Here is a 24,169-nt window from a genome sequence, read left to right on the forward strand (position 1 = left end):
GGGAGGGATCATCAGACGTCAGCCGAGGCCATAGTAAGTGCCGGTTCACCGCGGCACCAAGGGCCGAACATGAAGAACCGCGAGTAGGCGATAACGTCTCGAGGATCGATCATGAAGACAGACCATGGCGCTAACACCGTCACTCACCCAGAGGGGCAGGGGCAGTACCCCGCGTCCCAGCCGGTGAGCGTCGAGACGATCCCGGCGTCGCTATCGTGGACGAAAGCGGAGTCAGCCTCGCTCATGGAGCGGGTCATTGACCCGGAGAACATGCAGCGGGCTTACCGTAAGATGGTTGCCAACAAAGGCGCACCGGGTGTCGATAGCATGACGGTGCACCAGTTAGCGGGCCACCTAAAGCAGTACTGGCCAACGCTGCGCGAGCGGCTATTGGCCGATGCGTATCACCCTAGCCCGACCCGAGCCGCCGTCATCCCCAAACCCAAGGGTGGGACACGGCAGCTCGGCATTCCCACGGTTACCGACCGATTGATCCAGCAAGCGCTGTCACAAGTGCTCATGCCGATCTTCGACCCGAGCTTCTCCGAGTCAAGTTACGGCTACCGCCCCAGGCGCAGCGCTAAGCAGGCCGTCTCGGCCATGAAGGCCCACGTCACCGCCGGCCACCGCTGGGTAGTCGACCTTGACCTGGAAGCCTTCTTCGACCGAGTGAACCACGACCTACTGATGGCACGGGTCGCGCGGCGCGTTAACGACAAGCGCGTGCTGCGTCTGATCCGCCGCTACCTGGAGGCGGGCATGTTCCAGAACGGCTTGCCTACGCCGAGACGGCAGGGGACGCCCCAAGGCGGGCCCCTCAGCCCGCTGCTGGCGAACATCTTGCTGGACGACATGGACAAGGAGCTGGAACGTCGAGGCCACCGCTTCTGCCGCTACGCCGATGACGTGCAGGTGTATGTCAAAAGCTGGCGGGCAGGCGAGCGTGTTATGGACAGCTTGAGTGAGTATCTCGAGAAATCACTTCGGCTGACGGTCAACCGCCGCAAAAGTGCAGTGGATCGGCCATGGAAACGCGGCTATCTGGGCTACAGTCTCACTCGGCACAAGCAGCCGAAACTGACGCTAGCCAAGACCAGCCTGAAGCGTATGATGCAGCGTGTCCGTGAGATACTGAAGCGTGGTAAGGGGCGTAACATCCAACGGGTAATCGAAGGGTTGAGGCCAGTCCTACGAGGATGGGCCAACTACTTCAGCTTCGTTGATGTGAAGCGCCCGCTGGAAGCACTGGATCAATGGATACGTCGCCGCTTACGCGGCCTGCTCTGGCGGCAATGGAAGCGCCGAGCGACCCGGCGGCGGAAACTCCGAGGCCTAGGTCTGGACGCGTACCGTGCTTGGAAATCGGCGGGTAATGGGCGAGGGCCCTGGTGGAACGCCGGAGCCTCGCACATGAATCAGGCCCTACCTAGAAAGTGGTTTTATGATCAGGGCCTGATATCGATACTGGATACGGTAAGATGGCTCAAACGTTGTTCATGAACCGCCGTGGTACGGAACCGTATGCCCGGTGGTGTGAGAGGACAGGGGAGGCGACTCCCCTTCCTACTCGATTGCGGCGTGATTATGTATCGTTGGCTACCTTCCCATAAGAGGGTGCTGGCATGTTATTATCGAGAATTGTTTTGATGCGAGGATGCTTTCATGGGTGTTGTGGCCAAGCGGTCGTCAATGATCTTTTACTCGGGTAGTGATGATCATTTCAGTCATCGAGTGCGCATTGTTCTGGCTGAAAAAGGAGTAGCGGTCGACATCGTCGATGTCGCTGAGGAGCAGCCGCCTGAAGAGTTAGCAGACCTCAATCCGTACAACAGCGTTCCGACGCTGCTGGATCGTGACTTGGTGCTTTATGAATCCAAGGTAATGATGGAATATCTGGATGAGCGTTTTCCTCATCCGCCCTTGCTGCCGGTCTATCCTGTAGCGCGTGCTCAAAGCCGTCTGTGGATGCATCGCATTGAGCGCGAATGGTGCCCGATGTTAGAGCAGATTCGCACCGGTGGTAAGAAAGAGGCCGATAAGGCACGTAAAGAGCTGCGTGAAAGTCTCATTGGCATTTCGCCCATCTTTGAAGATATGCCTTACTTCATGAGTGAAGAGTTTACGCTGGTAGATTGCTGTTTGGCACCGATCCTGTGGCGTTTACCTGAGCTGAATATTGAGTTGCCCGAGAAGCAAGTGAAGCCGCTGTTAGGTTACATGTCGCGGGTATTTGAGCGCGAAGCGTTTAAAGAATCTTTGAATGAGCGTGAAAAAGAGATGCGCGCTTGAGTTCATTCGGCCTCTTAGCTCTGTGGGCAAGAGGCCATATTTGTTAGGAGGAGGGAGTCTTATGAAATCGAGCCGTCCCTATCTCGCCCGAGCCCTCTATGAGTGGCTGTTAGACAATGAATTAACGCCCTACCTCGTGGTTGACGCCACGCAGCCTGGGGTGGAAGTACCAAGGCAATTTGTTCAGAATGGGCAAATTGTGCTCAATGTAGCGCCGACGGCGGTGCGTGACCTGTTTATGGAAAATCAGGCGATTGGTTTTAATGCTCGATTTGGTGGCCAGCCTATGCAGGTGATGATCCCAACGCCTGCGCTTATCGCTATCTACGCCCGTGAGAATGGTGCGGGTATGGTGTTCGGTCACGAGCCTGAGCTTGATGCTGCTGGGTTTGAAGAGCAGGATGATGAAGCTGGAGAAGCAGGCACTGACACAGAATCGGCAAAGCCTGAGCTGACGCTCACTGAGCCAGCCTCTGAGCAAGCGTCCAGCCAGTCGTCTGATAAGGCGTCTGGCGATGACAAGCCCAAGAAAAAACCGACGCTGCGCGTTGTGAAGTAATCAGTCAGATAGCAGTCTCGGTAGCCAAATACAAAACAGCCTCGCCAACTATTTGGCGAGGCTGTTTTCTAGCATCTAGGTGTTAGTCAAGGTAGTCAAAAACCTTAACAATGCGTTGCACGCCACCTACGGAGGAGGCTGCATTCACAATGCGGTCTGCCTCTTCCCGAGTCACCATGCCCATTAAATAGACACTGGCGTTTTCCGTGGTGACCTTCAGTTTGGAAGAGTCAATGCGGTCATTCGTTGCCAGGTAGCTTATGACATTGGTGGTCAGCCACGTATCTGTTAGCCGCTGGGTGGCGGGCAGGTTGGCGGCGACGGTAAGCTCATTATGAACTTTGTCCACGCCGCGTAAGTTCGATGCAACGTTACCCGCCATGTTTTTCAGCTCTTCGCTTGGTACCTGTCCAACTAGCAGCAGCGTTCCGTTATAGCTGTGGGCGCGAATGCGTGCATCGCCTAGGCGGGCATCGGCACGAGCTAGCGCGCGCGCTACTTCGCGTTCAATCGTGGCGTCGACAGCTTCTACGTCATTGCTACGCTGGCCGTAGTTAGAGGGGTTTGAGGCGCTATTGTTGGCGCAACCGCTTAGTGCTATCACGCCGCAGAGCGTGGCAGCCAATAGTGTTTTGGATGAAAAGTGCAGGGCCATGAGGATGACTCCTTGATCAGTAATTATTCGCAAGGCGTGCGCTATTACTCAGCGCCACCAAACAGCTGTTCGTCAATTAAATCACAAAGGCAGTGAATAACGAGTAAATGAACTTCTTGGATGCGTGCGGTAGAGGTGGCGGGAACACGGATCTCGCAGTCGTCTTGCCCCAGTAAAGAGGCCATATTACCGCCGTCACGCCCGGTTAGTGCTACTACGGTCATGTCGCGGTCGTGAGCCGCTTGGATCGCTTGTACAACGTTAGCGGAGTTGCCGCTAGTTGAAATAGCCAGCAGTACGTCGCCTGGCTGGCCCAGTGCGCGAATTTGCTTGGAGAACACCTCATTATAGCTATAGTCATTAGCAATAGATGTCAGGGTCGAGGTGTCGGTAGTTAGTGCTAAAGCAGGCAGGCTAGGGCGCTCACGCTCAAAACGGTTCAGTAACTCAGAAGAAAAATGCTGACTGTCACCGGCGCTGCCGCCGTTACCACACGCAAGAATTTTCCCTTCATTAACCAGACACTGCACCATCATTTGGCTGGCGACTTCAATAAAAGGAGGCAGTACTTCGCTGGCATAGGTTTTGGTATCAATGCTGGCATTGAAATGGCTGAGTATACGGGATTGAAAGTCCATCAGGGCTTCCTAGTTAAGAGTATTAATAAGCGTCAAAAGCCGCTTGCTCCCAATGAAACTCGAGAGTGGGCGGTGTGCCTGTAATGGCTAGGATATCAAAGCGGCAGGGGCAAGAGAGGTTATGTCGCGCAATATAGAGCGATGCCGCACGAATTAAACGACGCCGCTTCTGCGCGTTCACCATTTCCAAGGGGTGCCCATGGCGCGTTGTGGCGCGATGTTTGACCTCGACAAAGACCAAAATATCCTGGTCATACATCACAAGATCAAGCTCTCCGCCTTTTACATGGTGATTGTTGGTGACCAGGCGAAGGCCGTGCTGCTGCAGCCATTGAGCGGCTAACCGCTCAATGGCTGCACCTCGATAACGGGCAGTTTGGGGATTATTGCTCATTACCCAGTAGGCCAGGAATTAAAATGGGTGACGGTGTGCCATTTTGAAACTTGGCCCAGGGCAGTTCGCGGTGGATGCGGCCATCATTTGATAGCGATAACGTCCCAGTGCTGCCGTTTAAACCGTTTAGGCTGGACAGGTCCGACATCCGTTTAGCAAGTTCATAAGCATCAACACCCATAGCCATCAAGCGGAACATCGAGGCATCTGCCTCATCGCGCAACTGCTGGTAGGTAGGGTAAAAAGGTAGTACCTCTTCTCCGCCTACTGCAGCATCTGGAATTTGCCAGGGAATGTCCATGAACATCACATCGTTCAGATCCTGATCCAAGCGCGTTTGCAGCCGGCCTTCATGTAGGTGCGAGGTGGCGTAGATGGGCAGGTCAGGAGCGTAGTAATAATCCAGCGTGGGCGGCACCTGGCGTGCGTAATCGGGAAGCGCTAGTAGGAAGAGGGCGTCAATGTTGCCAAGGCGGGCGCGCTCGCCGCTAACATTCAGCGCGGTTTGCACAGCGTTGGAAACTGGGCTGCTCGGATTGTAGCGCACTGCATTCGTCACCTCGCCACCCAGGCGCTGAAACTCGTTCCAGAAGGCTTCACCAACTCGGCGGCCCCAGTCATTATCCGGCACCATCACCGACATTTGGCGCTGGCCATCCTGATAAGCACGGCGCGCTGCCTGCCGGGCTTCACCTTCTGCAGATAAGCCGTACTGCAGTAGACGTTGTGCTTGGTTGTTGGCACCGCTGCCATAGTTCAGCGCTAGTGTAGGCAGGGGTACGCTGTCACGCTGCTCAAGCTGAGACACCTGATCCTTATCGAGCGGGCCAATCATTAGCTGGGCATTCATTTGCTGAGCGCGGCTATACAGTTCGTCGAGCGAGTACTGGGCAGCATCGATAAAACTTAACTGAACGCCGTCAGCACTAATCTCGTTATGGCGGCGTATGGCGGCGGCAAGTGTATTGGCAACGCTGCTTAGCGGGCCAGATTCCGGTAGTGCAACCACAATACGGCGAATTTCGGTGCCCTCAAGTTCAGGTAAGGTGACTTGAACTTGCCCCGGCTGCTGATCAAGCGTTTGCTGTGCCCACTGTTGGCGCTCAGCAAGGGTTTGCTGCTGATTTGCCTGCATAGGTAGCTCATCGTCCAAGACTTGTGTTGCGCGCAACACGGCGCGTGGGTCGTTTAACCCGCGAGCAAGCTCTGAAAATAGCATGGCCCAGCGCACGCGATCGGCGTCGTTAAGCAGCGTTTCATCAATGCTGCTGGCGGTATCAAAGGCGTTTTCACGCTGGCCCTGGCGGGCCAAAATATTGGCGGCTTCCAGACGTGTGCGAGCGGCCTGCTCTGGGGCTTGCTGTTCGGCTTGACTGAGCAAGCGGCCGGCATCCTGGTCGGGTACTCGGTCAACCACGCTCGGCGGTTGCATGGCGCACCCGGTGATGAGAAGTGCCATGAAGGCAGTGGCCAACAGGCCACGAAGTGACTGTTTCATGTATCCTTCCTTAGTTTCCATTTGCGCTGTCGCGGTCTATCAGCAGGTTAGCGTGGTTTTCCATAAGCATAGCGCACCGTCAGGGCAAGCCATTAACAAATCGGGAGTCACGATGACACACCAACATCCGGGTACATTGTACGTGGTTGCCACGCCAATTGGGAATTTGGACGACTTAACGCCGCGTGCTGCTCGGGTATTAGCCGATGTATCGCGTATTGCGGCGGAAGATACGCGACATAGCGCGCGGCTGCTTGCCCACTTAGGGGTGAATACGCCGATGATATCGCTACACGAGCACAACGAAGCCCAGCGGGTGGATACGCTGGATGGCTACTTAGCGGCTGGCGAGAGTATCGCGCTGATCAGTGACGCCGGTACGCCACTGATTTGTGACCCTGGGTTTGTGCTAGTGCGTGAGCTGCGCGCTAGAGGGCGGCCCATTGTTCCGCTGCCTGGGGCGTGTGCGCTGGTCACCGCGCTTTCTGGAGCGGGGCTGCCCACCGACCGCTTTACGTTTGGGGGCTTTCTGCCCGCTAAACCCAGCGCTCGCCGCCAAGCGTTGGAGAAGTGGCAGAGCCGTGAAGAAACGTTGGTATTTTACGAGTCGCCCCACCGCATTGTGCATACGCTTGAGGCGCTATGTGAGCAAATGCCTGAGCGCACGGTGGTGCTGGCACGAGAGTTGACCAAAACCTTTGAAACATTTCTTCAGGGATCGCCGGCAGTGCTTCGTGATCAGCTCGCTGAAGATCCTAACCAGAGCCGGGGTGAGTTTGTAGTAATTATTTCTGGTGCCCCTCCGGCGGTGCAGGGGGATGAACAGTCGATAAATGCCAATGAGCTGTTAGCCGCTCTGCTGGCAGAGGGCGTGGGTGTCAAGCAGGGGGCCTCGATTGCTGCCAAAATGCTAGGCGGGCGTAAGCAGGGGTGGTACGCCCGATTGCAGGCAATGAAAGGTCAGCATTGAGGCGAACGCAGGGCGCTGGTATGCTTGCCGCCGGAGTTGGCCAGACAGTCGCCGCTAGTGTGCTCGCAAAGGCCGCTAGGGGAGGAAAGTCCGGGCTCCATAGGGCAGAGTGCCAGGTAACGCCTGGGCGGCGTAAGCCGACGGAAAGTGCAGCAGAGAGTAGACCGCCTAAGTCCCTGAAATAAACCTCAGGGGCCGGTAAGGGTGAAAGGGTGCGGTAAGAGCGCACCGCGCGCCTGGCAACAGTGCGTGGCATGGTAAACCCCACTCGGAGCAAGACCAAATAGGGACCCAACGGCGTGGCCCGCGCTGGGTCCGGGTAGGTTGCTTGAGCGCTGCGGTGACGCAGCGCCTAGAGGAATGACTGTCCACGACAGAACCCGGCTTATCGGCCGACTCCCCATTTCCATGAAAGGCGTGCCAAGCACGCCTTCCCAAATTATGTGTGAGAGTAACATGCCTTCTGCTGACGCTGATCAGGTCACCCGTTTTCGTCATACCAGCGTTTTATTGGAAGGAGCGGTAGATGCACTGGTCCATGATTCTGAAGGTATCTACCTAGATGGTACCTTTGGCCGTGGCGGTCACTCCCGGTTAATTCTTTCGCGTTTAAGCGAGCAGGGTCGCTTATTGGCCATGGATCGCGACCCGCAGGCCATTGCCGCCGCTGCTGAGATAGAAGACTCCCGTTTCCACATTACTCAGCGTGAATTTGCTCACTTGGCTGAATTTGCCAAAGAGCAGGGGGTCTACGGCAAACTCTCTGGTGTTTTGCTGGATGTGGGCGTCTCATCCCCGCAGCTTGATGATCCTGAGCGCGGTTTTAGCTTTATGCGCAACGGCCCGTTAGATATGCGCATGGACCCCACGCAAGGGGAAAGTGCCGCCGAGTTTTTGGCGCGAGCCAGTGAAGCCGATATTGCCAACGTCTTTAAAACCTACGGTGAGGAGCGCTACGCCAAGCGCCTAGCTAACGCCGTGGTGAAACGACGCGTGGAGAAGCCTTTTACCCACACGGTGGATTTGGCGGAGGTGCTGAAAGCCGCCCACCCAGCATGGGAAAAAGGTCGGCACCCGGCGACCAAAGCGTTTCAGGGGCTGCGTATTTATCTTAATGGGGAACTTGACCAGCTAGATGCCGCCTTAGAGGCAGCGCTTGAAGCGCTAGCGCCGGGCGGTCATCTAGTGGTCATCAGCTTTCACTCCTTGGAAGATCGCCGTGTGAAGCGGTTTATCCGCCATCATGTGCGCGGTGACACCCACTTGCCACGGGGTGTGCCCATTCGTGATGATCAGTTGAATCGTCGCCTTGAAGCATTGGGCAAAGGCAGTCGCCCGAGCGACGAGGAAGTGGATGCTAACCCCCGCGCGCGTAGTGCCGTTATGCGGGCGGCCCGTAAGCGAGGCTAACAATGAGCATTGAACGGCTAGAGCATTGGGCTTCCACGCTGAGGGCGGAGTGGCCGTTTAAACTGCGCCTTCGCCTGTGGCCCATCACCATGATTGTGCTGTTTTTTGCCTGTTTATTGACCGGCTTAGCAGTAGTGATCACCACCCATATGACGCGGGTGCAGTTTGCTGAGCTTCAGCGGTTAGAGCAGGAAGAAAACCAGCTCCAGACCGAGTGGGGCCAACTGCTGTTGGAAGAAGCGGCTTGGGCAACGCCAGCCCGCATTGAACAAATTGCCACGGAACGGCTAGAGATGCGTATTCCTGACGTAAATGATGTCGAGGTGATTCGGCCATGAAGCGTGAAGGTCGGGGAGGGAAGTCCCGCCAATATCCTATCGCGCCGCCGCTTGCTGGTGGACGCTTTTTCTTTATTTTGTTAGCAGTTGGTCTCGCCTCTGCCATTTTGATTGGGCGAATTACACTGCTACAGGTGATTGATCGCCCATTTTTGCAGAGCCAGGGTGATGCCCGCACGCTGCGCCATGAAGCTATTCCTGCTCACCGCGGAATGATCACTGACCGTAACGGCGAGCCACTGGCAATATCCACGCCGGTCGTGACGCTTTGGGCGAACCCTCAAGAGTTGCCTACAGACGCCATCCAGCGTGTCATGCTGGCGCAGGCGCTGGGGATGTCACTGGATGACTTCGAATCCCGGGTGGCGCGCTACAGTAGCCGAGAATTCATGTATTTGCGCCGACAGATGACCCCAGACGCTGCGCAGCGCATCCTCGATCTGCGCACGCCGGGTGTCTATCCACAGCGTGAATACAAGCGCTACTACCCGGCTGGAGAGGTGGCGGCCCAAATACTCGGCGTCACCAACGTAGACGACGTCGGTCAGGAGGGCTTAGAGCTCGCTTATCAGCCCTATCTAGCGGGTCACCCGGGGCAGCGTCGTGTCATCAAAGACCGGCGCGGTCGGCTGGTGCGAGAGCTGGGCGTGATTCGTGAAGCGCAGCCAGGCGGAGAGCTGACCCTGGCGATTGATCAGCGTATCCAGTACATGGCATATCGCGAATTGCGCGCTGCAGTGGCTGAACATCAAGCAGATGGTGGTGTTTTGGTCATGATGGATGCCCGTACAGGTGAAGTCCTGGCAATGGCCAATCTGCCGTCTTACAACCCCAATAACCGAGCGGGCTTAGATCCTCGTGGTTTGCGTAATCAAGCGCTGGTGGATGTATTCGAGCCTGGTTCGGTCATGAAGCCGTTAGCCATGGCAGCGGTGCTTGAAAGCGGTATTGTTGGCCGCGATGCTGTGGTAGATACATCGCCTGGATGGATGAGGCTTGATCAATTTACGATCCGAGACTTCCGTAACTACGGTGAACTGGATCTCGCGGGTATTCTTGAAAAATCTTCTAACATTGGGATGTCTCGCTTGGCTCTGCAGCTAAGCGATACGGCTATTTGGGAGAAGTATAATCAGCTCGGTCTGGGGCAAAGCCCCGGAACAGGCTTTCCAGGCGAGTCTACGGGCAATCTACCGGCTCGGATTCGGTGGTCTAGAAGTGAGCGAGCAGCCCTCTCTTATGGGTATGGTTTATCGGTAACAGCCGTTCAGCTAGCCAGTGCTTATACTGCGTTGGCTAATAATGGTGAACGCTTACCCCCTTCGCTGTTAAGGTTGTCAGAGCCGCCCCAAGGTATCCCGGCCATTGAGCCGAGTGTTGCCAACGACTTACTAGAAATATTAGAAACCTCGGTTGGCGCCTATACAGGTGGGCGACGTGCCCGTGTAGAAGGGTATCGCGTTGGCGGAAAAACCGGCACCGTGCGTAAAACGGGCCAGCAAGGCTACGCCAATGATGCCTATCGCAGCGTCTTTGCGGGTATTGCGCCCATTTCGGACCCGCGTATCGTGACGGTGGTGATGATTGACCATCCCAAAGCAGGCGAATTTTATGGTGGAGCGGTAGCAGCGCCGGTGTTCTCTAGTGTCACCGGTAATGCGTTGCGGCTACTGGATGTGCCGCCTGACTACGAGGTCGAATAGTGTTTAAGGAGATGGCATGACCATATGCCCAGAACAGTTATGGAAAGCGTTGCACCACGTCTGGCCCAGCGCCAAGCTGCCAGCATTGCCTGACCTGCCTCAGCAGCTCAGTTTAAGAACGGATTCTCGCGCCCTGGCCGCTGGAGACGTGTTCGTGGCCGTGCCTGGTAGTCAGCGCGATGGACGCGAATATATCGAACAAGCGCTGGCCAAGGGTGCCTCGCTGGTGCTGGCTCACACCAAGGATAGCGACATAGGGCTAGAGGAACGGGTGTTATTTCTCCCCCATCTTTCGCTACGCCTAGGCGAATTAGGTCGAGCGCTATTTGATGTTCCTCGTGGTCTGGAGGTCATTGCTGTTACGGGAACGAACGGCAAAAGTTCGGTGACTCACTATGTGGCCGAGCTAAGTGAGCAGTTAGGCACCCAAGCGGGTGTGATTGGGACGCTGGGCGTGGGTCGGCCAGGTAAGCTGCTTGAGAGCGGTCTAACCACGCCAGGCCCGTTGGCACTGCAAGCAACACTAGGTGAGCTAGCGCGTCAGGGCGTTAAGCGCGTTGCGCTTGAAGCCTCTTCTCATGCGTTAGATCAGCAGCGTTTGGACGCAGTCGATGTCAACGTCGCGGTCTTCACCAATCTGACGCGAGATCATTTGGATTATCACGGCAGTATGGCGGCTTACGCGGCCGCTAAAGCCAAGCTGTTTAGACGCACCGAGCTATCTCTTGCGGTGGTCAATGGTGATGATCCTCTCGCTAAGTTGATGCTGGCGGGCTGCGATAGCGATGTACGCGTACTAGCGACAGGTACCGATGAGGCAGTGACGCTGCGCGTTTTAGATTGGCAGCCCCATGCCCTTGGGCAGCAGGCGCTGATAGCCACCCCAGAAGGCGAAAAAGTCCTGCGGCTAGGGCTCGTGGGGCGTTTCAACCTGGATAATGTACTACTTGCCATGGCCGTACTTTACGGATTAGGTGAGCCGCTGGATGCGATCTTTGAAGCAGCAGCAGTGCTTTCTCCTGTGCCGGGGCGCATGGCCTGCTACGGTGGTGATAACGCCCCTAGCGTGGTGGTAGATTATGCCCACACGCCAGATGCACTGCAGAGTGCGTTGGGTGCTTTGCGTGCCCATTTGGGCAGTCAAGGCAAGCTATGGTGCCTGTTTGGCTGCGGCGGTGAGCGGGATACAGGGAAGCGCGCTGAAATGGCGAAAGTAGCAGAGCAACTGGCTGATCACGTGGTCGTCACCGATGACAACCCACGCAGTGAGTCTGCCGAGCAGATTCGTCAGCAAATCCACGCAGGCTTTGCCGGTAGTGTGCCAGTAGATGATAGAGGTGACCGCCGACAAGCCATTCTTTACGCGGTTCATCAAGCCGCTCCTGACGATGTGATTCTCGTTGCAGGAAAAGGTCATGAAACCTATCAAGAGATAGACGGAGTTCGCCACCCTTATCAAGATGACGAGCAGGTGCTCCACGCCCTTGCCACACGGGGAACCCCCTGATGTGGGCGTTGGTAGAAGTAGCCGCCGCCCTTGGCTGCGATATCTCGGCTGAGAGCGCCAACTTGCCCATTTCAGCGGTAGTGACTGACACGCGTAAAATTGTGCCGGGCTGTCTATTTATCGCGCTAAAAGGGCCGCGCTTTGATGGCCATGAGTTTGTAGAGCATGCCAAAGAGCAAGGGGCCGCAGCAGCCCTGGTAGAGCGTGAGGTGGATAGCGCTCTACCTCAGTTGGTGTGCGCCGATACGCGGTTAGGACTTGGGCTGGTCGCGCGGGCTTGGCGTCAGCGCTTTATCCTGCCGCTGGTGGCGGTGACGGGTAATAGCGGTAAAACCACGGTAAAAGAGATGACTGCTGCGCTGTTAGCACCGCTAGGTTGCGTGCTGGCGACAGCAGGCAACTTGAATAACGATATTGGTGCGCCGTTAACCCTGCTGCGCTTATCGAGCGAACATCAAGCGGGCGTTATTGAGCTAGGCGCTAATCATTTAGGCGAGATCGCCTGGACTAGCCAGCTCACTGCACCGCAGGTCGCTATTATCACTAACGTGACTGGCGCTCATGTGGGCGAGTTTGGCGGCATGGGCCAAATTGCTCAGGCGAAGAGTGAAATTTTCTCGGGTCTTAGCGGTCATGGTACTGCCGTCATTAATAGGGATGACCGCTACTACGCTTTTTGGGCCGCCTGTGCTGCCCCTCGGCAAATTGTAAGCTATGGCTTACATGACGATGCGGACGTTCACGCGAGGGCACTTTCCTGCGACCCCCAGGGGCGGTATGCTTTCACGCTTGTTGCGCACGGCCAAATCATGGGTGAAGTGCAGTTGCCGCTTATCGGCAAACATAATGTCAGTAATGCCCTGGCCGCATCGGCAGCAGCGCTAGCGCTAGGAGTAACGCCAGAGCACGTCGTGACAGGATTAAGCTGTTTAACCTCGCTTTCGGGGCGGCTAAGCGTGGTGCCGGGGTTACGCAATGCAACGTTGTTGGATGACACTTACAATGCAAATCCAGGGGCGGTTAAAGCTGCCTTGGACGCGCTCGCGAGCTTCCCAGCGCCACGCTGGTGTGCACTCGGGGCAATAGGTGAGTTGGGTAGCGAGTCCCAAGCTTTACATGCAGAGATTGGCCGCTACGCCGCGTCGTTAGGCATCGATACGTTATTAACGTTTGGCGAGGCGGCGCGCGCGGCTTCAAGTGCCTTTGGTCGCGGGCAACACTTTGACGATCACGAGACGCTTGTGCGTCATGTTATTAATACTCTTCCGCCTAACACCACTCTGCTGGTGAAAGGGTCACGTAGTGCAGGCATGGAAACGGTCATTGCTGCGCTGCGTGCGGATGAAACAAGGTAAGCGCCGTTCATGTTACTTCACTTGGCGAATTTTTTAGCTCAATTCCAAACTGCGTTTCAGGTGTTCAATTATTTGACGCTGCGCGTCATTCTCGCCGCGCTCACCGCGCTGATGCTGTGCCTTTGGCTGGGGCCCTGGGTGATACGTCGCCTGGTCGAAGGGCAGATTGGCCAGGCCGTTCGCGACGACGGCCCACAGTCGCATCTTTCCAAAGCAGGTACGCCGACCATGGGCGGCGCCATGATCCTGCTGGCGATTGCGATCAGCACCTTGCTGTGGGGTGACCTGACCAACTATTACGTCTGGATCGTGCTGCTGGTGACGCTGGGCTTTGGCGCCATCGGGTGGGTCGACGATTATCGTAAAGTGGTTGAAAAGAACCCACGAGGCCTGCCTGCACGTTGGAAATATTTCTGGCAGTCGGTGGTCGGCCTGGGAGCCGCCATCATTCTGTACGCCACGGCCACCACGCCCGCCGAAACCAGTCTGCTCATTCCGCTGTTCAAGGACGTTGCGCTGTCGTTGGGCTTGTTCTACATCGTATTGAGCTACTTCGTCATCGTCGGCAGCTCCAACGCCGTCAACCTTACCGACGGTTTGGATGGCTTGGCGATTATGCCCACTGTGCTGGTGGCGATGGGGCTCTCTGTATTTGCTTATGCCAGCGGTAATGCGGTGTTTGCCAACTACCTGCATATCCCTTTTATCCACGGCACCGGCGAGTTAGCAGTATTTTGTGCCACCATCGCGGGTGCCGGTCTTGGCTTTTTATGGTTTAACACCTATCCCGCCCAGGTATTTATGGGCGACGTAGGTGCCCTTGCCCTAGGGGCTGCGTTAGGGGTAGTCGCGGTCATTGTCCGTCAAGAGATCGTGCTCTTTATCATGGGCGGTATTTTTGTACTGGAAACCGTCTCGGTGATCCTCCAGGTAGGCTCCTACAAACTAACTGGACGCCGCATCTTCCGCATGGCACCGCTACATCACCACTACGAGCTGAAAGGGTGGCCAGAGCCGCGGGTTATCGTGCGCTTCTGGATTATTACCGTGGTACTTGTGCTGCTAGGCTTGGCCACGCTCAAAGTTCGTTAATCAAAGAAACAGTAGGCGGCGCACAGGCCGCCTTTGGCGTATGGCAGAAGGAGCCACATGGTGCAGGTACCAAACGGATTTACGGTAGTCGTTGGGCTAGGGCTCTCTGGTCAGGCGATTTGCCGCCACCTTACCCAGCTGGGTAGGCCGTTTATGGTGGCTGACACCCGTGAAGCGCCGCCAGGGGTGGAGGCTTTTCGCCAAACGTACCCGGATGTTCAGGTGCATTGTGGCTCTCTGGCTGCTGTAGATTTTTGTCAGGCCTACGAGGTCGTGATTAGCCCAGGTGTAGATCCTCGCACGGCTGGTTTGGAGGGGCTGCTTGAGCGCCATAACCCTGCCACTGGCGAGCCCATGCTGGTAGGCGAAATCGCGCTGTTCAAACGTGCCGTGAAAGCACCCATTGCGGCCATTACGGGCTCCAATGCTAAGTCCACAGTGACGACGCTACTTGGCGAGATGGCTGCCGCATCTGGCATTAATGCCGCCGTGGGCGGCAATCTAGGTACACCCGCGCTTGATCTTCTGGCGCAACAGCCAGACGCCGACCTATACATCCTAGAGCTATCCAGCTTTCAGTTGGAAACCACGCCCTCTTTAGGCGCGGCCTCGGCGGCCTTCTTAAATCTCTGCGATGACCATCTAGATCGCCACGGCGATCTAGAGGGCTACCGACAGGCCAAGCAGCGTATTTTTATCGGCGCAGAGCACGCCGTGGTGAATGCTGACGATCCGCAAACATGGCCGGATCAGCCGCTAGAGCATATCGAGCACTTTGGGGTGCATACTCCCCGTGATGCTGCGTGGGGACTGGTCGAGCAACAGGGCCATTGGTGGCTAATGCAGGGCAAAACGCCATGGCTGTTAGCCGATGAGCTGCGTATAACTGGGCAGCATAATTACGCCAATGCGTTAGCGGCGCTGGCGATGGGGCGCGCATTAGGCTTTGATAAAGCCAGTATGTGCGGTGCCCTAAAAGCGTTTGTAGGCTTGCCGCACCGCAGTGAAACCATTGCCGAGCTAAACGGCGTTCGCTGGGTCAATGATTCCAAAGGAACCAATGTGGGCGCGACGCTGGCTGCCATCAACGGGATTGGCGCCACCCTGCAAGGAAAGCTGCTTCTTTTGGCAGGCGGCGTTGGCAAGGGGGCGGATTTTTCTCCGTTGGCTGCGCCGCTAGCGAATAGCGCTCGCACTGCTATTGTGTTTGGGGCCGATGCGCCGCGCCTTGCCGAAGCGCTTAATGAGGCGATTCCGGTTGAGCGTGTAGAACACTTAACGCAAGCCATGGAGGTTGCTTTCGCCATGGCCAAGCCCGGTGATTGCGTGCTGCTGTCACCTGCCTGTGCCAGTTTGGATCAATTCGCCAACTATCAGGCACGAGGTGACGCTTTTCGTCACTGGGTTGAGCACAAATGCAGCGAGTTGACGCCATGAGCGATGAATCTCTCAGTAGAGTACAGCGGCTGCGCGCTGCCTTAACGACCCAGCACCTGCCTTGTGATATCTGGCTGATTGTTGCGGTAGTGGCGTTGGCGGGGCTTGGCTGGGTTATGGTCAGCTCTGCGTCGGTGGGGCTGCTGGAAAACAGCTACCACTACTCCCGTCAGCACGGCATCTTTCTATTATTAGCCATTGTTGCCTGCCTCTTTATGTTATGCGTGCCTTTGGAGCTGTGGCGGCAGAACGCAGCGCTTATTCTACTCGTCAGCATTTTTATGCTGGTGGTGGTGCTAGTTATTGGCCAAGAGGTGAACGGCAGTAAGCGTTGGATTTCACTGCCTGGGCCGCTGCCGAGTTTGCAGGTGTCGGAACTGGCGAAAGTGGGCCTTATTTTTTACATGGCGGCATTTATGTCGCGCTTTACCTACGAGCTGCGGCAGCGGGCGTTTACCATGTGGCGGCCATTGGCCGTGCTTGCCGTGCCCGCGAGCCTGCTGTTCTTAGCTCCAGATTTCGGTGGCATGGTGGTTTACGCCGTGTGTGTCATTGGCATGTTAATGATGAGTGGCGCCTCGCTGACCTTACTGCTCGGCAGTGGAAGCGTGCTGGGGGTTGGGGCGGTGATGATGGTAGTAATGGAGCCTTACCGCTTGGCCCGCTGGACAAGCTTTCTTGACCCCTGGGCCGATCAATTTGCCACCGGCTATCAGTTAACCCAGGCGTTGATTGCGTTTGGTCGTGGGCATGTAACAGGTACCGGTCTTGGCAATAGCGTTCAAAAGCTTCACTACCTGCCGGAAGCCCACACCGACTTTATTTTTGCTGTAGTGGCCGAAGAGCTAGGGATGATTGGTGCCATTTTAGTGGTGCTACTGTTTACTCTATTTATTGTACGCGCCATGTGGGTCGGCCGCCGCGCGGAGCTGGCAGGGCATCTGTTTGGCGCCTACGTTAGCTACGGCATTGGGTTTATTGTGGCGGCTCAGGCGTTCATTAACATGGCCGTAAGCTCTGGGTTGCTGCCCACAAAAGGGCTTACTCTGCCGCTAATCAGCTATGGCGGCTCAAGTCTGTTGGTGACGGGCATGATGATTGGGCTACTGCTGCGTGTGGATGCTGAGACTCGGCACCGCCCCCGGCGTACGCCCACCCCCTACCGAGCACGCCGAGAACCGCGTTTATCGTAATTATTCAAGGAGTCGTTTGTGGCGACGAACTCGCGTCGACGGATATTGATTATGGCCGGGGGAACCGGTGGGCACGTTATTCCTGCGCTCTCTTTGGCGCATGCTTTACAGGCCAAGGGTGTCGACGTTGAATGGCTGGGAAGCCCGCGTGGTATCGAAAATCGGCTAGTGCCTAATGCTGGTATTATGCTACACACGATTGCCATTGAAGGGCTGAGGGGCAAAGGGCTGGCAGGCTGGTGCAAAGCGCCCATCAATCTTTCCCGAGCGGTGATGCAGGCGCGACGCATCATTAAACGCTTTAAACCTGATGTTGTGGTCGGCCTGGGGGGCTTTGCCAGTGGCCCGGGTGGGCTGGCGGCGCGGCTGTCGGGTGTGCCGCTGGTCATTCATGAACAGAATGCCGTCGCAGGCCTCACTAATAAAGTGCTTTCGCGCTTGGCGACGCGTACTTACGCCGCCTTTGAGGATGCGTTTGGCAGTCGTGCAGTAGTTATTGGTAACCCCGTGCGTGAAGAGATTGCGGCGCTAGGCGAGAGCCCTAAGCAGGTGGCTGAGATGTCTAATAGGCCGCTTAGGCTGCTGGTTGTGGGTGGCTCGCTCGGTGCTGTAGCACTAAATGAGCGCCTGCCGCCAGCGCTTGCCGCGCTACCACCAGAGCGGCGCCCGGATGTGCGCCATCAAGCCGGTAAAGAGCGCGACGTAGCCACCGCCCAGGCATATACAGAACTTGGCATTGTGGCCGATGTTAGCCCCTTTATCGATGATATGGCGGCCGCCTACTCATGGGCGGATCTTGTGGTTTGCCGCGCTGGTGCGTTAACGGTTGCCGAGTTGGCTGCAGCGGCAAAGCCTGCGCTGTTAGTGCCATTTCCATTTGCAGTAGATGACCATCAGCGAGTCAATGCTGATGTGCTGGTGAAGGCGGGAGCGGCTCAGTGTGTCATCCAATCAGCCCTCACGCCTGAGCGCTTAACTCAATTATTAGACGAATTACTTCATCCCGACAGGCTGGCGGAAATGGCGTCTAAAGCGCGCCAAGCCGCTTATTTAGATGCCACCGAGCGTCTTGCAGCAGGCTGTTTGGGATTAGTGAAGCAAGGAGAAACTGCGTGACCGATTCAGTGACTAACATGTCGCCGCAGGGGGCTCGCCCAACTGGCCCCGGTATGCGTCGTATTAAGCGGCTGCATTTTGTAGGTATCGGTGGTGCAGGCATGTGCGGTATTGCCGAAGTATTAGCCAACCAGGGCTACCAAGTTAGCGGTAGCGACATGAAAGCCTCCGCCGTGGTTGAACGGCTGCGCCATTGCGGAGTAAGCGTGGCCATTGGTCATGCTGAAGAGCATGTGCAGGGGGCCGATGTGGTTGTTGTCTCCAGCGCAATTGATGAAACCAACCCTGAAATACGCTGGGCACATGAGCACCGCGTGCCGGTAGTGCGCCGTGCCGAAATGCTGGCAGAACTGATGCGCTTCCGTCACGGTATTGCCGTCGCGGGGACTCACGGTAAAACAACCACCACTAGCTTGACAGCAACACTATTGGCCGAGGGTGGCCTGGACCCTACTTTTGTGATTGGCGGAAAACTGACGAGTGCAGGCGCCAATGCTCGTTTAGGTGAAGGTGATTACTTAGTCGCTGAAGCTGATGAATCCGATGCCTCGTTCCTTCACCTTCAGCCCATGGTATCGATTGTTACCAATATCGATGCTGACCACATGGCGACTTATGGCGGCGATTTTGAGCGCCTGAAAAGCACTTTCATCGAATTTTTGCACAATCTACCGTTTTATGGTCTTGCGGTGCTGTGTATTGACGATCCTCATGTGCGTGGGCTGTGTGACCAAGTTAAACGCCAGTTTGTCACTTACGGCTTTGATGAAGATGCCGACTACCGCATCGTTGATTTTTCTCAACAGGCGGGAGAAGTCTCGTTTACCGCTCTGCGCCCTGGTGATGCGGCACCGCTGGCCATTCGGCTCGCTATGCCGGGCCGTCATAACGCCCTCAATGCGATGGCGGCTATCGTTGTGGCCACTGACGCAGGCGTAAGTGATGATGCGATCCAGCGTGGGCTAACTGGGTTCGCCGGGGTAGGGCGACGCTTTCAAGTGCATGGACACTTTCCAGCACCTTCCGGCGGTGGCGATATCATGCTAGTGGATGACTACGGTCACCATCCTCGTGAAGTCGATATGGTAATCCAGGCGGTGCGAGCAGGTTGGCCTGATCGACGCCTTGTGATGCTTTACCAACCCCACCGTTACAGCCGTACGCGGGATCTTTTTGAGGATTTTGTGCGTGTGCTTTCTCAGGTGGATACCCTGGTGCTACTGGATGTATACAGCGCAGGTGAGGCCGTGCTGCCGGGAGCCGAAGGGAAAACGCTGGCGGGCTCTATTCGACAGCGTGGTGAAGTCGATCCGCTGTTTGTCGAGCACAAGCAGGAGCTGCCTGCCTTGTTGAATAATGTGCTACGGCCTGGAGATATTTTGATTACTCAAGGGGCCGGGGACGTTGGTGGTATTTCGATGCGCCTTGCTCAGGCAAAACTTGAGATGGATGAGGTGGCGCTATGAACAGCGGGCAAACCGGTTCTCTAGACCGCGTCGTAGTGGTTTACGGTGGCACATCGGCTGAGCGGGATGTTTCCCTGAAAAGCGGCGCCGCTATTCTTGCCGCTTTAAAACGTCAAGGTGTGGATGCGCTCGGCTACGACCCTAAAGAGGGTGGTCTAGCAGGGCTTGAGCGTCTGGCGCCTAGCGCCGTGTTTGTGGCGCTACATGGGCGTGGTGGAGAAGACGGCACGTTTCAGGGCGCGTTAGAGCTGCTCGGCGTGCCCTATACCGGCAGCGGCGTACTGGCATCTGCATTGGGCATGGATAAACAGCGCACTAAGCAAGTGTGGCAGGCCGTTGGCTTGCCTACCCCTGAAAGCATCATGCTAAGTGAAAACGCTGATTGGACGGCCGTAGTAAACCAGCTTGGGCTGCCTATGATGGTCAAGCCAGTCCATGAAGGCTCCACCTTGGGCATCAGTATTGTCAAAAGCCGGGATGAATTAAAAGCTGCCTACACGGCTGCCGCAAAGTTTGATGCGCGGGTAATGGCTGAGCGGTTTATTGTCGGGGATGAATACACGGTCGCGCTCCTGGGTGATGACGTGTTGCCCGCTATTCGCGTTGAAGTGCCGGGTGGATTCTATGACTACGAAGCCAAGTACATTGCTAACACCACGCAGTACCATCTGCCCTGTGGTTTGTCTGAGCAGGATGAGCAAGCGCTGGCAGCACTATGTAAAGAGGCCTTTTTAGCGGTAGGTGGCGAAGGGTGGGGGCGTATTGATGTAATGCGTGACGCAGCTGGTAAGTGTTGGCTGATAGAGGTTAACACCGTGCCCGGCATGACTGACCACAGCCTAGTGCCGCAGGCAGCCGCCTACGCCGGGATCGACTTTGATCAGTTGGTCATGCGTATTTTACAGACCGCCGTTCAGCCGAGCATGCCGTAATGAGTAGCTGGGCAATAGGAGCGTTATGAAAAAACGCAACGCATGGCTGGGCGTTGTGCTGCTGGCGCTGCTACTAGGTGCGGGCGGCCGTGCACTGTGGCTATGGCTTGATCGTCCCATTGAGCGCGTGTCGATTCGTGGCGAATGGGAGTACGTTAGTGCTGATTACCTGCGTACGCAGTTAGCGCCGCTTGTGCAGGATGCAACGTGGCTATCGGCAGATCTAGGCGAGCTACGCCAGCGTGCGCTACGTATTGGCTGGCTGAATGAAGTGCGAATTTCCCGCGAGTGGCCTAACGCTTTGGTGTTTGAGCTAGTGGAGCAGGTGCCTGTAGCGCGTTGGAACGATGATTTCCTGCTTAATCCTGAAGGAGAGCCGTTTGCATTTGCGCCGTTAGATGCACCTGAAGGGTTGCCCGACCTCTCAGGGCCAGCGGGCAACAGTGAAGAGGTGTTGGCGTATTATCAGCGGTTGACTCCCCATTTTGCCAGTTTGTCGCTATCGCTTTCTCAGCTACGCTTAGAGCCTCGCGGTGCTTGGCGCTTACAGCTGGGAGACGGGGCCTGGGTCATGCTAGGTAGACGTCAGCATGGAGAGCGTTTGGCAAGGTTATCTGCTTCTTGGCAGCGCGAGCTTGCAAGCTTTAGTGAGCATATCCGCTATATTGATTTACGCTATCCCAATGGTGTTGCGGTGGCTTGGCATGGTGAAACGGATTTTCAAGAGCGTGAACAGCAAGAGGTCAATGAGTAACCGCTCGTGGCAATGTGCAAAAAGTAGGTAAATGTGAGTGGTTGCCAACGCCGAAAAACCTATGAATGGGGTTTAAATTGCTATCCAGTCCAATTATCGTGGGTGTGCGCTAGTCGTATTACGACTATTGTTTCTATACTATGTCCCTAGCGGTGATGTGGATGAGTTTTATTATCCTGTCAGCGGTTAGCTTGGTTAGATAGTGTTCTAGTTAAAGTTATTAAACGCAAATTGGTTATTGCGTTGGCGTTTTAATGCCAATGGGCAATATCTACCCTATTAAAATGACGGCAAGGAGATTTACCGACTCATGGCAGGCTCACCCAACGCATCCAATATGGTTGTCGGGCTGGACATCGGAACGTCCAAGGTCGTCGCGATAGTCGGTCAACCCACCGATGATGGGGGGATTGAGATTGCCGGTATCGGTTCCCACCCCTCGCGCGGTATGAAGCGCGGCGTTGTGATTAATATTGAGTCAACGGTTCTGTCTATTCAGCGTGCGGTGGAAGAAGCCGAGCTGATGGCAGGATGCGACATCCACTCGGTTTATGTGGGCGTGGCGGGTAGCCATATTAGCTCCATGAATTCCGACGGTGTTGTCGCGATTAAGGAGCGTGAAGTAACACCTTCAGACATTGAACGGGTGATCGACTCGGCTCGCGCACGAGCGATTTCAGAAGGCCAGCGAGTGTTACATGTATTACCTCAAGAGTTTTCCATTGATACCCAAGGCGGCATCCGGGAGCCGCTGGGGATGTCAGGGGTAAGACTTGAAGCACAAGTGCACTTAGTAACGGCGGCCCAGAATGCTGTGCAAAACATTGAAAAGTGTGTACGGCGCTGCGGTTTAGATGTGGATGCCATTATTTTGGAACAGTTGGCCTCTAGTATGGCTGTGCTGACGGAGGATGAGCGTGAGCTCGGGGTATGTATGGTGGATATCGGTGGTGGTACCACCGATATGGCGATTTTCACAGAAGGTGCCATTCGCCATACAGCGGTGATCCCCATTGCAGGTGACCAAGTCACCAATGACATCGCGATGGCACTGCGAACGCCGACCCAGCACGCTGAAGAAATCAAGGTGAAATACGCTTGCGCATTAACCCAGCTTGCTGCAAGCGATGAGATGATTAAAGTGCCTAGCGTGGGTGATCGCCCAGCCAGAGATCTATCGCGTCAGGCGCTAGCGGAAGTGGTCGAACCTCGTTACGAGGAACTCTTTACGTTAGTAAGAGACGAATTACGTCGCAGCGGCTATGAAGATATGGTGGCTGCGGGTGTGGTGCTCACCGGCGGCACCTCGCGCATGGAAGGTGTAAGCGAACTGGCGGAAGAAATTTTCCATATGCCGGTTCGTATTGCCTGCCCGCAAAATGTCAGAGGCTTGGCAGATGTGGTTCGCAATCCTATCTATGCGACGGGCGTTGGTTTACTGCATTATGCACTGCAGGAAACTCGTCATGGGCAAGGCCTAGAAAGCCACGGGGGAGTCGTTGCGGCCCATAAAGGACGTAATGAGTTAGCCCGGCGTGATATCAAGGATGGCCATTCGGCGCTGGCAAGAATCAAAGGCTGGTTCAAAGGAAATTTCTGATAGGGCCGCAAGCGCGGTTCAGGAGACGGGGCTTATGTTCGAATTGGTAGATAACGCACCCTCGAGCAGTGCGGTCATCAAAGTAGTCGGTGTTGGCGGCGGCGGCGGTAATGCTGTCAACCACATGGTCGAGAGCAATATCGAAGGCGTTGAATTTATCTGCGCCAATACGGATGCTCAGGCACTTAAACGTGTATCCGCAAAAACGGTGCTGCAGCTAGGTGGCGAAATCACCAAGGGTCTTGGTGCTGGCGCTAACCCAGAGGTGGGTCGTCAAGCCGCGTTGGAAGATCGCGAGCGCATTGCTGAGCTGTTAAACGGCGCCGATATGGTCTTTATTACTGCCGGTATGGGTGGTGGTACAGGCACGGGCGGCGCCCCGGTGGTAGCTCAGGTGGCTAAGGAGTTGGGTATTCTGACTGTTGCGGTCGTTACGCGTCCGTTCCCGTTTGAAGGGCCCAAGCGTATGCGCGCTGCGGAAGAGGGCATGAAAGAGCTCTCTGAGCACGTTGATTCCTTGATCACTATTCCCAATGAAAAGCTGCTATCGGTGCTGGGCAAGAATGCTACGCTATTGACGGCTTTTAGCGCAGCTAACGATGTGCTTCTAGGTGCGGTACAGGGCATCGCAGAGCTGATCACCAGCCCAGGTATCATCAACGTCGACTTTGCTGACGTACGCACCGTGATGTCCGAAATGGGCATGGCGATGATGGGTACAGGCGGCGCGACGGGTGAGAACCGTGCCCGTGAGGCGGCAGAAAAAGCCATCCGCAGCCCGCTGCTGGAAGATATCGATCTACATGGCGCTCGCGGTATCCTGGTCAATATCACGGCTGGGCCGGATCTCTCCATTGGTGAATTCAACGATGTGGGGGCGACGGTACAAGAGTTCGCCTCTCAAGAAGCGACGATTGTGGTCGGTACTTCAATCGATATGGAAATGTCCGACGAGCTGCGTGTGACGGTAGTGGCAGCAGGGCTAGATGGCAGCAAGTCAAAAGCAGCGGCTCGCGAACCTGCGCGTCGCTCTGCGGCAGATACCTCCTCTTCCGACTACCGCAAGCTGCAGCAGCCGACGGTCATGCGTCAGCAGGCCGCTGCACGCGCAGAAGCGCCGGAAGCAGCGCCAAAGCCGCGTCCAGAAAAACGTCGTTCAGCGGATGCTGATGACTATCTCGATATCCCCGCATTTTTGCGCCGCCAGGCGGATTAAACCGCGCTATCAGGCTCATTGAGGCAGCAAACGAGAGTTTTATTGGT

General features: G+C 56.0%; 22 protein-coding genes and 1 other RNA gene. 19 read left to right on the forward strand and 4 right to left on the reverse strand.

The genetic code is table 11. The features are described 5' to 3' along the window. Positions 1 to 111: 111 nt before the first annotated feature. The 3 genes from ltrA to NH344_RS11860 all read left to right on the forward strand — a co-directional run bounded on the left by ltrA (position 112) and on the right by NH344_RS11860 (position 2,848). Complete coding sequence (gene ltrA / locus NH344_RS11850; protein WP_213262529.1) at positions 112 to 1,500, forward strand: group II intron reverse transcriptase/maturase; 1,389 nt, start codon at positions 112 to 114, stop codon at positions 1,498 to 1,500. Between the two features lie 162 nt (positions 1,501 to 1,662). Next, the gene (gene sspA / locus NH344_RS11855; protein WP_044629174.1) at positions 1,663 to 2,289 is read left to right on the forward strand and encodes a stringent starvation protein SspA; all 627 of its coding nucleotides are present in this window, start codon (positions 1,663 to 1,665) and stop codon (positions 2,287 to 2,289) included. Positions 2,290 to 2,350: 61 nt separating this feature from the next. Next, complete coding sequence (locus NH344_RS11860; protein ID WP_044629175.1) at positions 2,351 to 2,848, forward strand: ClpXP protease specificity-enhancing factor; 498 nt, start codon at positions 2,351 to 2,353, stop codon at positions 2,846 to 2,848. Between the two features lie 82 nt (positions 2,849 to 2,930). On the opposite strand, the gene NH344_RS11865 is transcribed toward NH344_RS11860, so the two are convergent. From NH344_RS11865 to NH344_RS11880, 4 genes are read right to left on the reverse strand one after another with little or no spacing between them, the layout of a single operon-like run. Further along, positions 2,931 to 3,503 (reverse strand): BON domain-containing protein, encoded by a 573-nt coding sequence (locus NH344_RS11865; protein WP_054641050.1) that lies wholly within the window; start codon positions 3,501 to 3,503, stop codon positions 2,931 to 2,933. 44 nt (positions 3,504 to 3,547) lie between these two features. Then, on the reverse strand, positions 3,548 to 4,141 hold the full coding sequence (locus tag NH344_RS11870; protein ID WP_054641051.1) for a phosphoheptose isomerase: 594 nt from the start codon (positions 4,139 to 4,141) through the stop codon (positions 3,548 to 3,550). A gap of 22 nt (positions 4,142 to 4,163) precedes the next feature. Beyond that, positions 4,164 to 4,535 (reverse strand): YraN family protein, encoded by a 372-nt coding sequence (locus NH344_RS11875; protein WP_044629178.1) that lies wholly within the window; start codon positions 4,533 to 4,535, stop codon positions 4,164 to 4,166. Continuing rightward, positions 4,525 to 6,033, reverse strand: a complete 1,509-nt coding sequence (locus tag NH344_RS11880) for a penicillin-binding protein activator (RefSeq protein WP_058577878.1) — start codon at positions 6,031 to 6,033, stop codon at positions 4,525 to 4,527. The genes NH344_RS11875 and NH344_RS11880 overlap by 11 nt, the downstream gene beginning before the upstream one ends. A 112-nt stretch (positions 6,034 to 6,145) precedes the next feature. Here NH344_RS11880 and rsmI point away from each other — a divergent pair, with 112 nt between their 5' ends. From rsmI to ftsZ, 16 genes are all read left to right on the forward strand, one after another. Further along, the gene (gene rsmI / locus NH344_RS11885; protein ID WP_054641052.1) at positions 6,146 to 7,003 is read left to right on the forward strand and encodes a 16S rRNA (cytidine(1402)-2'-O)-methyltransferase; all 858 of its coding nucleotides are present in this window, start codon (positions 6,146 to 6,148) and stop codon (positions 7,001 to 7,003) included. 32 nt (positions 7,004 to 7,035) lie between these two features. Then, an RNA gene (gene rnpB, locus NH344_RS11890) (RNase P RNA component class A) lies at positions 7,036 to 7,407 on the forward strand. 52 nt (positions 7,408 to 7,459) lie between these two features. After that, entirely contained in the window at positions 7,460 to 8,413 is a 954-nt protein-coding gene (gene rsmH, locus NH344_RS11895) for a 16S rRNA (cytosine(1402)-N(4))-methyltransferase RsmH (protein ID WP_054641060.1), read from the forward strand. Between the two features lie 2 nt (positions 8,414 to 8,415). Further along, positions 8,416 to 8,751 carry a cell division protein FtsL gene (gene ftsL, locus NH344_RS11900; RefSeq protein WP_213261911.1) on the forward strand — a complete coding sequence of 112 codons (336 nt, stop codon included), beginning with the start codon at positions 8,416 to 8,418 and terminating at the stop codon, positions 8,749 to 8,751. After that, positions 8,748 to 10,454: a penicillin-binding transpeptidase domain-containing protein gene (locus NH344_RS11905; protein WP_062373406.1), complete on the forward strand. Its 1,707-nt coding sequence runs from the start codon at positions 8,748 to 8,750 to the stop codon at positions 10,452 to 10,454. Before ftsL ends, NH344_RS11905 begins: the two co-directional genes overlap by 4 nt. Positions 10,455 to 10,470: 16 nt before the next feature. Next, entirely contained in the window at positions 10,471 to 11,961 is a 1,491-nt protein-coding gene (locus NH344_RS11910; RefSeq protein WP_228219228.1) for a UDP-N-acetylmuramoyl-L-alanyl-D-glutamate--2,6-diaminopimelate ligase, read from the forward strand. Beyond that, positions 11,958 to 13,316 (forward strand): UDP-N-acetylmuramoyl-tripeptide--D-alanyl-D-alanine ligase, encoded by a 1,359-nt coding sequence (gene murF, locus NH344_RS11915; RefSeq protein WP_253027959.1) that lies wholly within the window; start codon positions 11,958 to 11,960, stop codon positions 13,314 to 13,316. Before NH344_RS11910 ends, murF begins: the two co-directional genes overlap by 4 nt. 9 nt (positions 13,317 to 13,325) lie before the next feature. Then, positions 13,326 to 14,408, forward strand: a complete 1,083-nt coding sequence (gene mraY / locus NH344_RS11920; RefSeq protein WP_044629186.1) for a phospho-N-acetylmuramoyl-pentapeptide-transferase — start codon at positions 13,326 to 13,328, stop codon at positions 14,406 to 14,408. Positions 14,409 to 14,465: 57 nt separating this feature from the next. Then, complete coding sequence (gene murD / locus NH344_RS11925) at positions 14,466 to 15,845, forward strand: UDP-N-acetylmuramoyl-L-alanine--D-glutamate ligase (RefSeq protein WP_044629187.1); 1,380 nt, start codon at positions 14,466 to 14,468, stop codon at positions 15,843 to 15,845. Next, on the forward strand, positions 15,842 to 17,038 hold the full coding sequence (ftsW, locus tag NH344_RS11930; protein ID WP_044629188.1) for a putative lipid II flippase FtsW: 1,197 nt from the start codon (positions 15,842 to 15,844) through the stop codon (positions 17,036 to 17,038). The genes murD and ftsW overlap by 4 nt, the downstream gene beginning before the upstream one ends. 18 nt (positions 17,039 to 17,056) lie before the next feature. Further along, complete coding sequence (gene murG, locus NH344_RS11935; RefSeq protein WP_089674974.1) at positions 17,057 to 18,154, forward strand: undecaprenyldiphospho-muramoylpentapeptide beta-N-acetylglucosaminyltransferase; 1,098 nt, start codon at positions 17,057 to 17,059, stop codon at positions 18,152 to 18,154. A 17-nt stretch (positions 18,155 to 18,171) separates the two neighbouring features. After that, a complete protein-coding gene (murC, locus tag NH344_RS11940; protein ID WP_213262078.1) occupies positions 18,172 to 19,620 on the forward strand; it encodes a UDP-N-acetylmuramate--L-alanine ligase in 1,449 nt (482 codons plus the stop codon). Beyond that, the gene (locus tag NH344_RS11945; protein WP_074210470.1) at positions 19,617 to 20,552 is read left to right on the forward strand and encodes a D-alanine--D-alanine ligase; all 936 of its coding nucleotides are present in this window, start codon (positions 19,617 to 19,619) and stop codon (positions 20,550 to 20,552) included. Before murC ends, NH344_RS11945 begins: the two co-directional genes overlap by 4 nt. 25 nt (positions 20,553 to 20,577) lie before the next feature. Then, positions 20,578 to 21,306, forward strand: a complete 729-nt coding sequence (locus NH344_RS11950) for a cell division protein FtsQ/DivIB (RefSeq protein WP_062360042.1) — start codon at positions 20,578 to 20,580, stop codon at positions 21,304 to 21,306. Between the two features lie 310 nt (positions 21,307 to 21,616). Next, the gene (gene ftsA / locus NH344_RS11955; protein ID WP_062360043.1) at positions 21,617 to 22,906 is read left to right on the forward strand and encodes a cell division protein FtsA; all 1,290 of its coding nucleotides are present in this window, start codon (positions 21,617 to 21,619) and stop codon (positions 22,904 to 22,906) included. A gap of 34 nt (positions 22,907 to 22,940) precedes the next feature. Beyond that, a complete protein-coding gene (gene ftsZ, locus NH344_RS11960) occupies positions 22,941 to 24,122 on the forward strand; it encodes a cell division protein FtsZ (RefSeq protein ID WP_044629193.1) in 1,182 nt (393 codons plus the stop codon). The last annotated feature ends 47 nt before the right edge of the window (positions 24,123 to 24,169 follow it).

Origin of the sequence: Halomonas sp. Ps84H-12, from assembly GCF_024124725.1 — a bacterium.
GTDB lineage: Bacteria > Pseudomonadota > Gammaproteobacteria > Pseudomonadales > Halomonadaceae > Vreelandella > Vreelandella aquamarina.

Coding starts and splice junctions, on each gene's coding strand:
- NH344_RS11865 (WP_054641050.1), bottom strand. CDS start 3,503: ATGGCCCTGCACTTTTCATCCAAAACACTATTGGCTGCCACGCTCTGC.
- murD (WP_044629187.1), top strand. CDS start 14,466: ATGGTGCAGGTACCAAACGGATTTACGGTAGTCGTTGGGCTAGGGCTC.
- NH344_RS11860 (WP_044629175.1), top strand. CDS start 2,351: ATGAAATCGAGCCGTCCCTATCTCGCCCGAGCCCTCTATGAGTGGCTG.
- ltrA (WP_213262529.1), top strand. CDS start 112: ATGAAGACAGACCATGGCGCTAACACCGTCACTCACCCAGAGGGGCAG.
- NH344_RS11945 (WP_074210470.1), top strand. CDS start 19,617: ATGAACAGCGGGCAAACCGGTTCTCTAGACCGCGTCGTAGTGGTTTAC.
- NH344_RS11950 (WP_062360042.1), top strand. CDS start 20,578: ATGAAAAAACGCAACGCATGGCTGGGCGTTGTGCTGCTGGCGCTGCTA.
- rsmI (WP_054641052.1), top strand. CDS start 6,146: ATGACACACCAACATCCGGGTACATTGTACGTGGTTGCCACGCCAATT.
- NH344_RS11870 (WP_054641051.1), bottom strand. CDS start 4,141: ATGGACTTTCAATCCCGTATACTCAGCCATTTCAATGCCAGCATTGAT.
- sspA (WP_044629174.1), top strand. CDS start 1,663: ATGGGTGTTGTGGCCAAGCGGTCGTCAATGATCTTTTACTCGGGTAGT.
- rsmH (WP_054641060.1), top strand. CDS start 7,460: ATGCCTTCTGCTGACGCTGATCAGGTCACCCGTTTTCGTCATACCAGC.
- mraY (WP_044629186.1), top strand. CDS start 13,326: ATGTTACTTCACTTGGCGAATTTTTTAGCTCAATTCCAAACTGCGTTT.
- ftsA (WP_062360043.1), top strand. CDS start 21,617: ATGGCAGGCTCACCCAACGCATCCAATATGGTTGTCGGGCTGGACATC.
- NH344_RS11880 (WP_058577878.1), bottom strand. CDS start 6,033: ATGAAACAGTCACTTCGTGGCCTGTTGGCCACTGCCTTCATGGCACTT.
- ftsL (WP_213261911.1), top strand. CDS start 8,416: ATGAGCATTGAACGGCTAGAGCATTGGGCTTCCACGCTGAGGGCGGAG.
- NH344_RS11875 (WP_044629178.1), bottom strand. CDS start 4,535: ATGAGCAATAATCCCCAAACTGCCCGTTATCGAGGTGCAGCCATTGAG.
- NH344_RS11905 (WP_062373406.1), top strand. CDS start 8,748: ATGAAGCGTGAAGGTCGGGGAGGGAAGTCCCGCCAATATCCTATCGCG.
- murC (WP_213262078.1), top strand. CDS start 18,172: ATGTCGCCGCAGGGGGCTCGCCCAACTGGCCCCGGTATGCGTCGTATT.
- NH344_RS11910 (WP_228219228.1), top strand. CDS start 10,471: ATGACCATATGCCCAGAACAGTTATGGAAAGCGTTGCACCACGTCTGG.
- ftsZ (WP_044629193.1), top strand. CDS start 22,941: ATGTTCGAATTGGTAGATAACGCACCCTCGAGCAGTGCGGTCATCAAA.
- ftsW (WP_044629188.1), top strand. CDS start 15,842: ATGAGCGATGAATCTCTCAGTAGAGTACAGCGGCTGCGCGCTGCCTTA.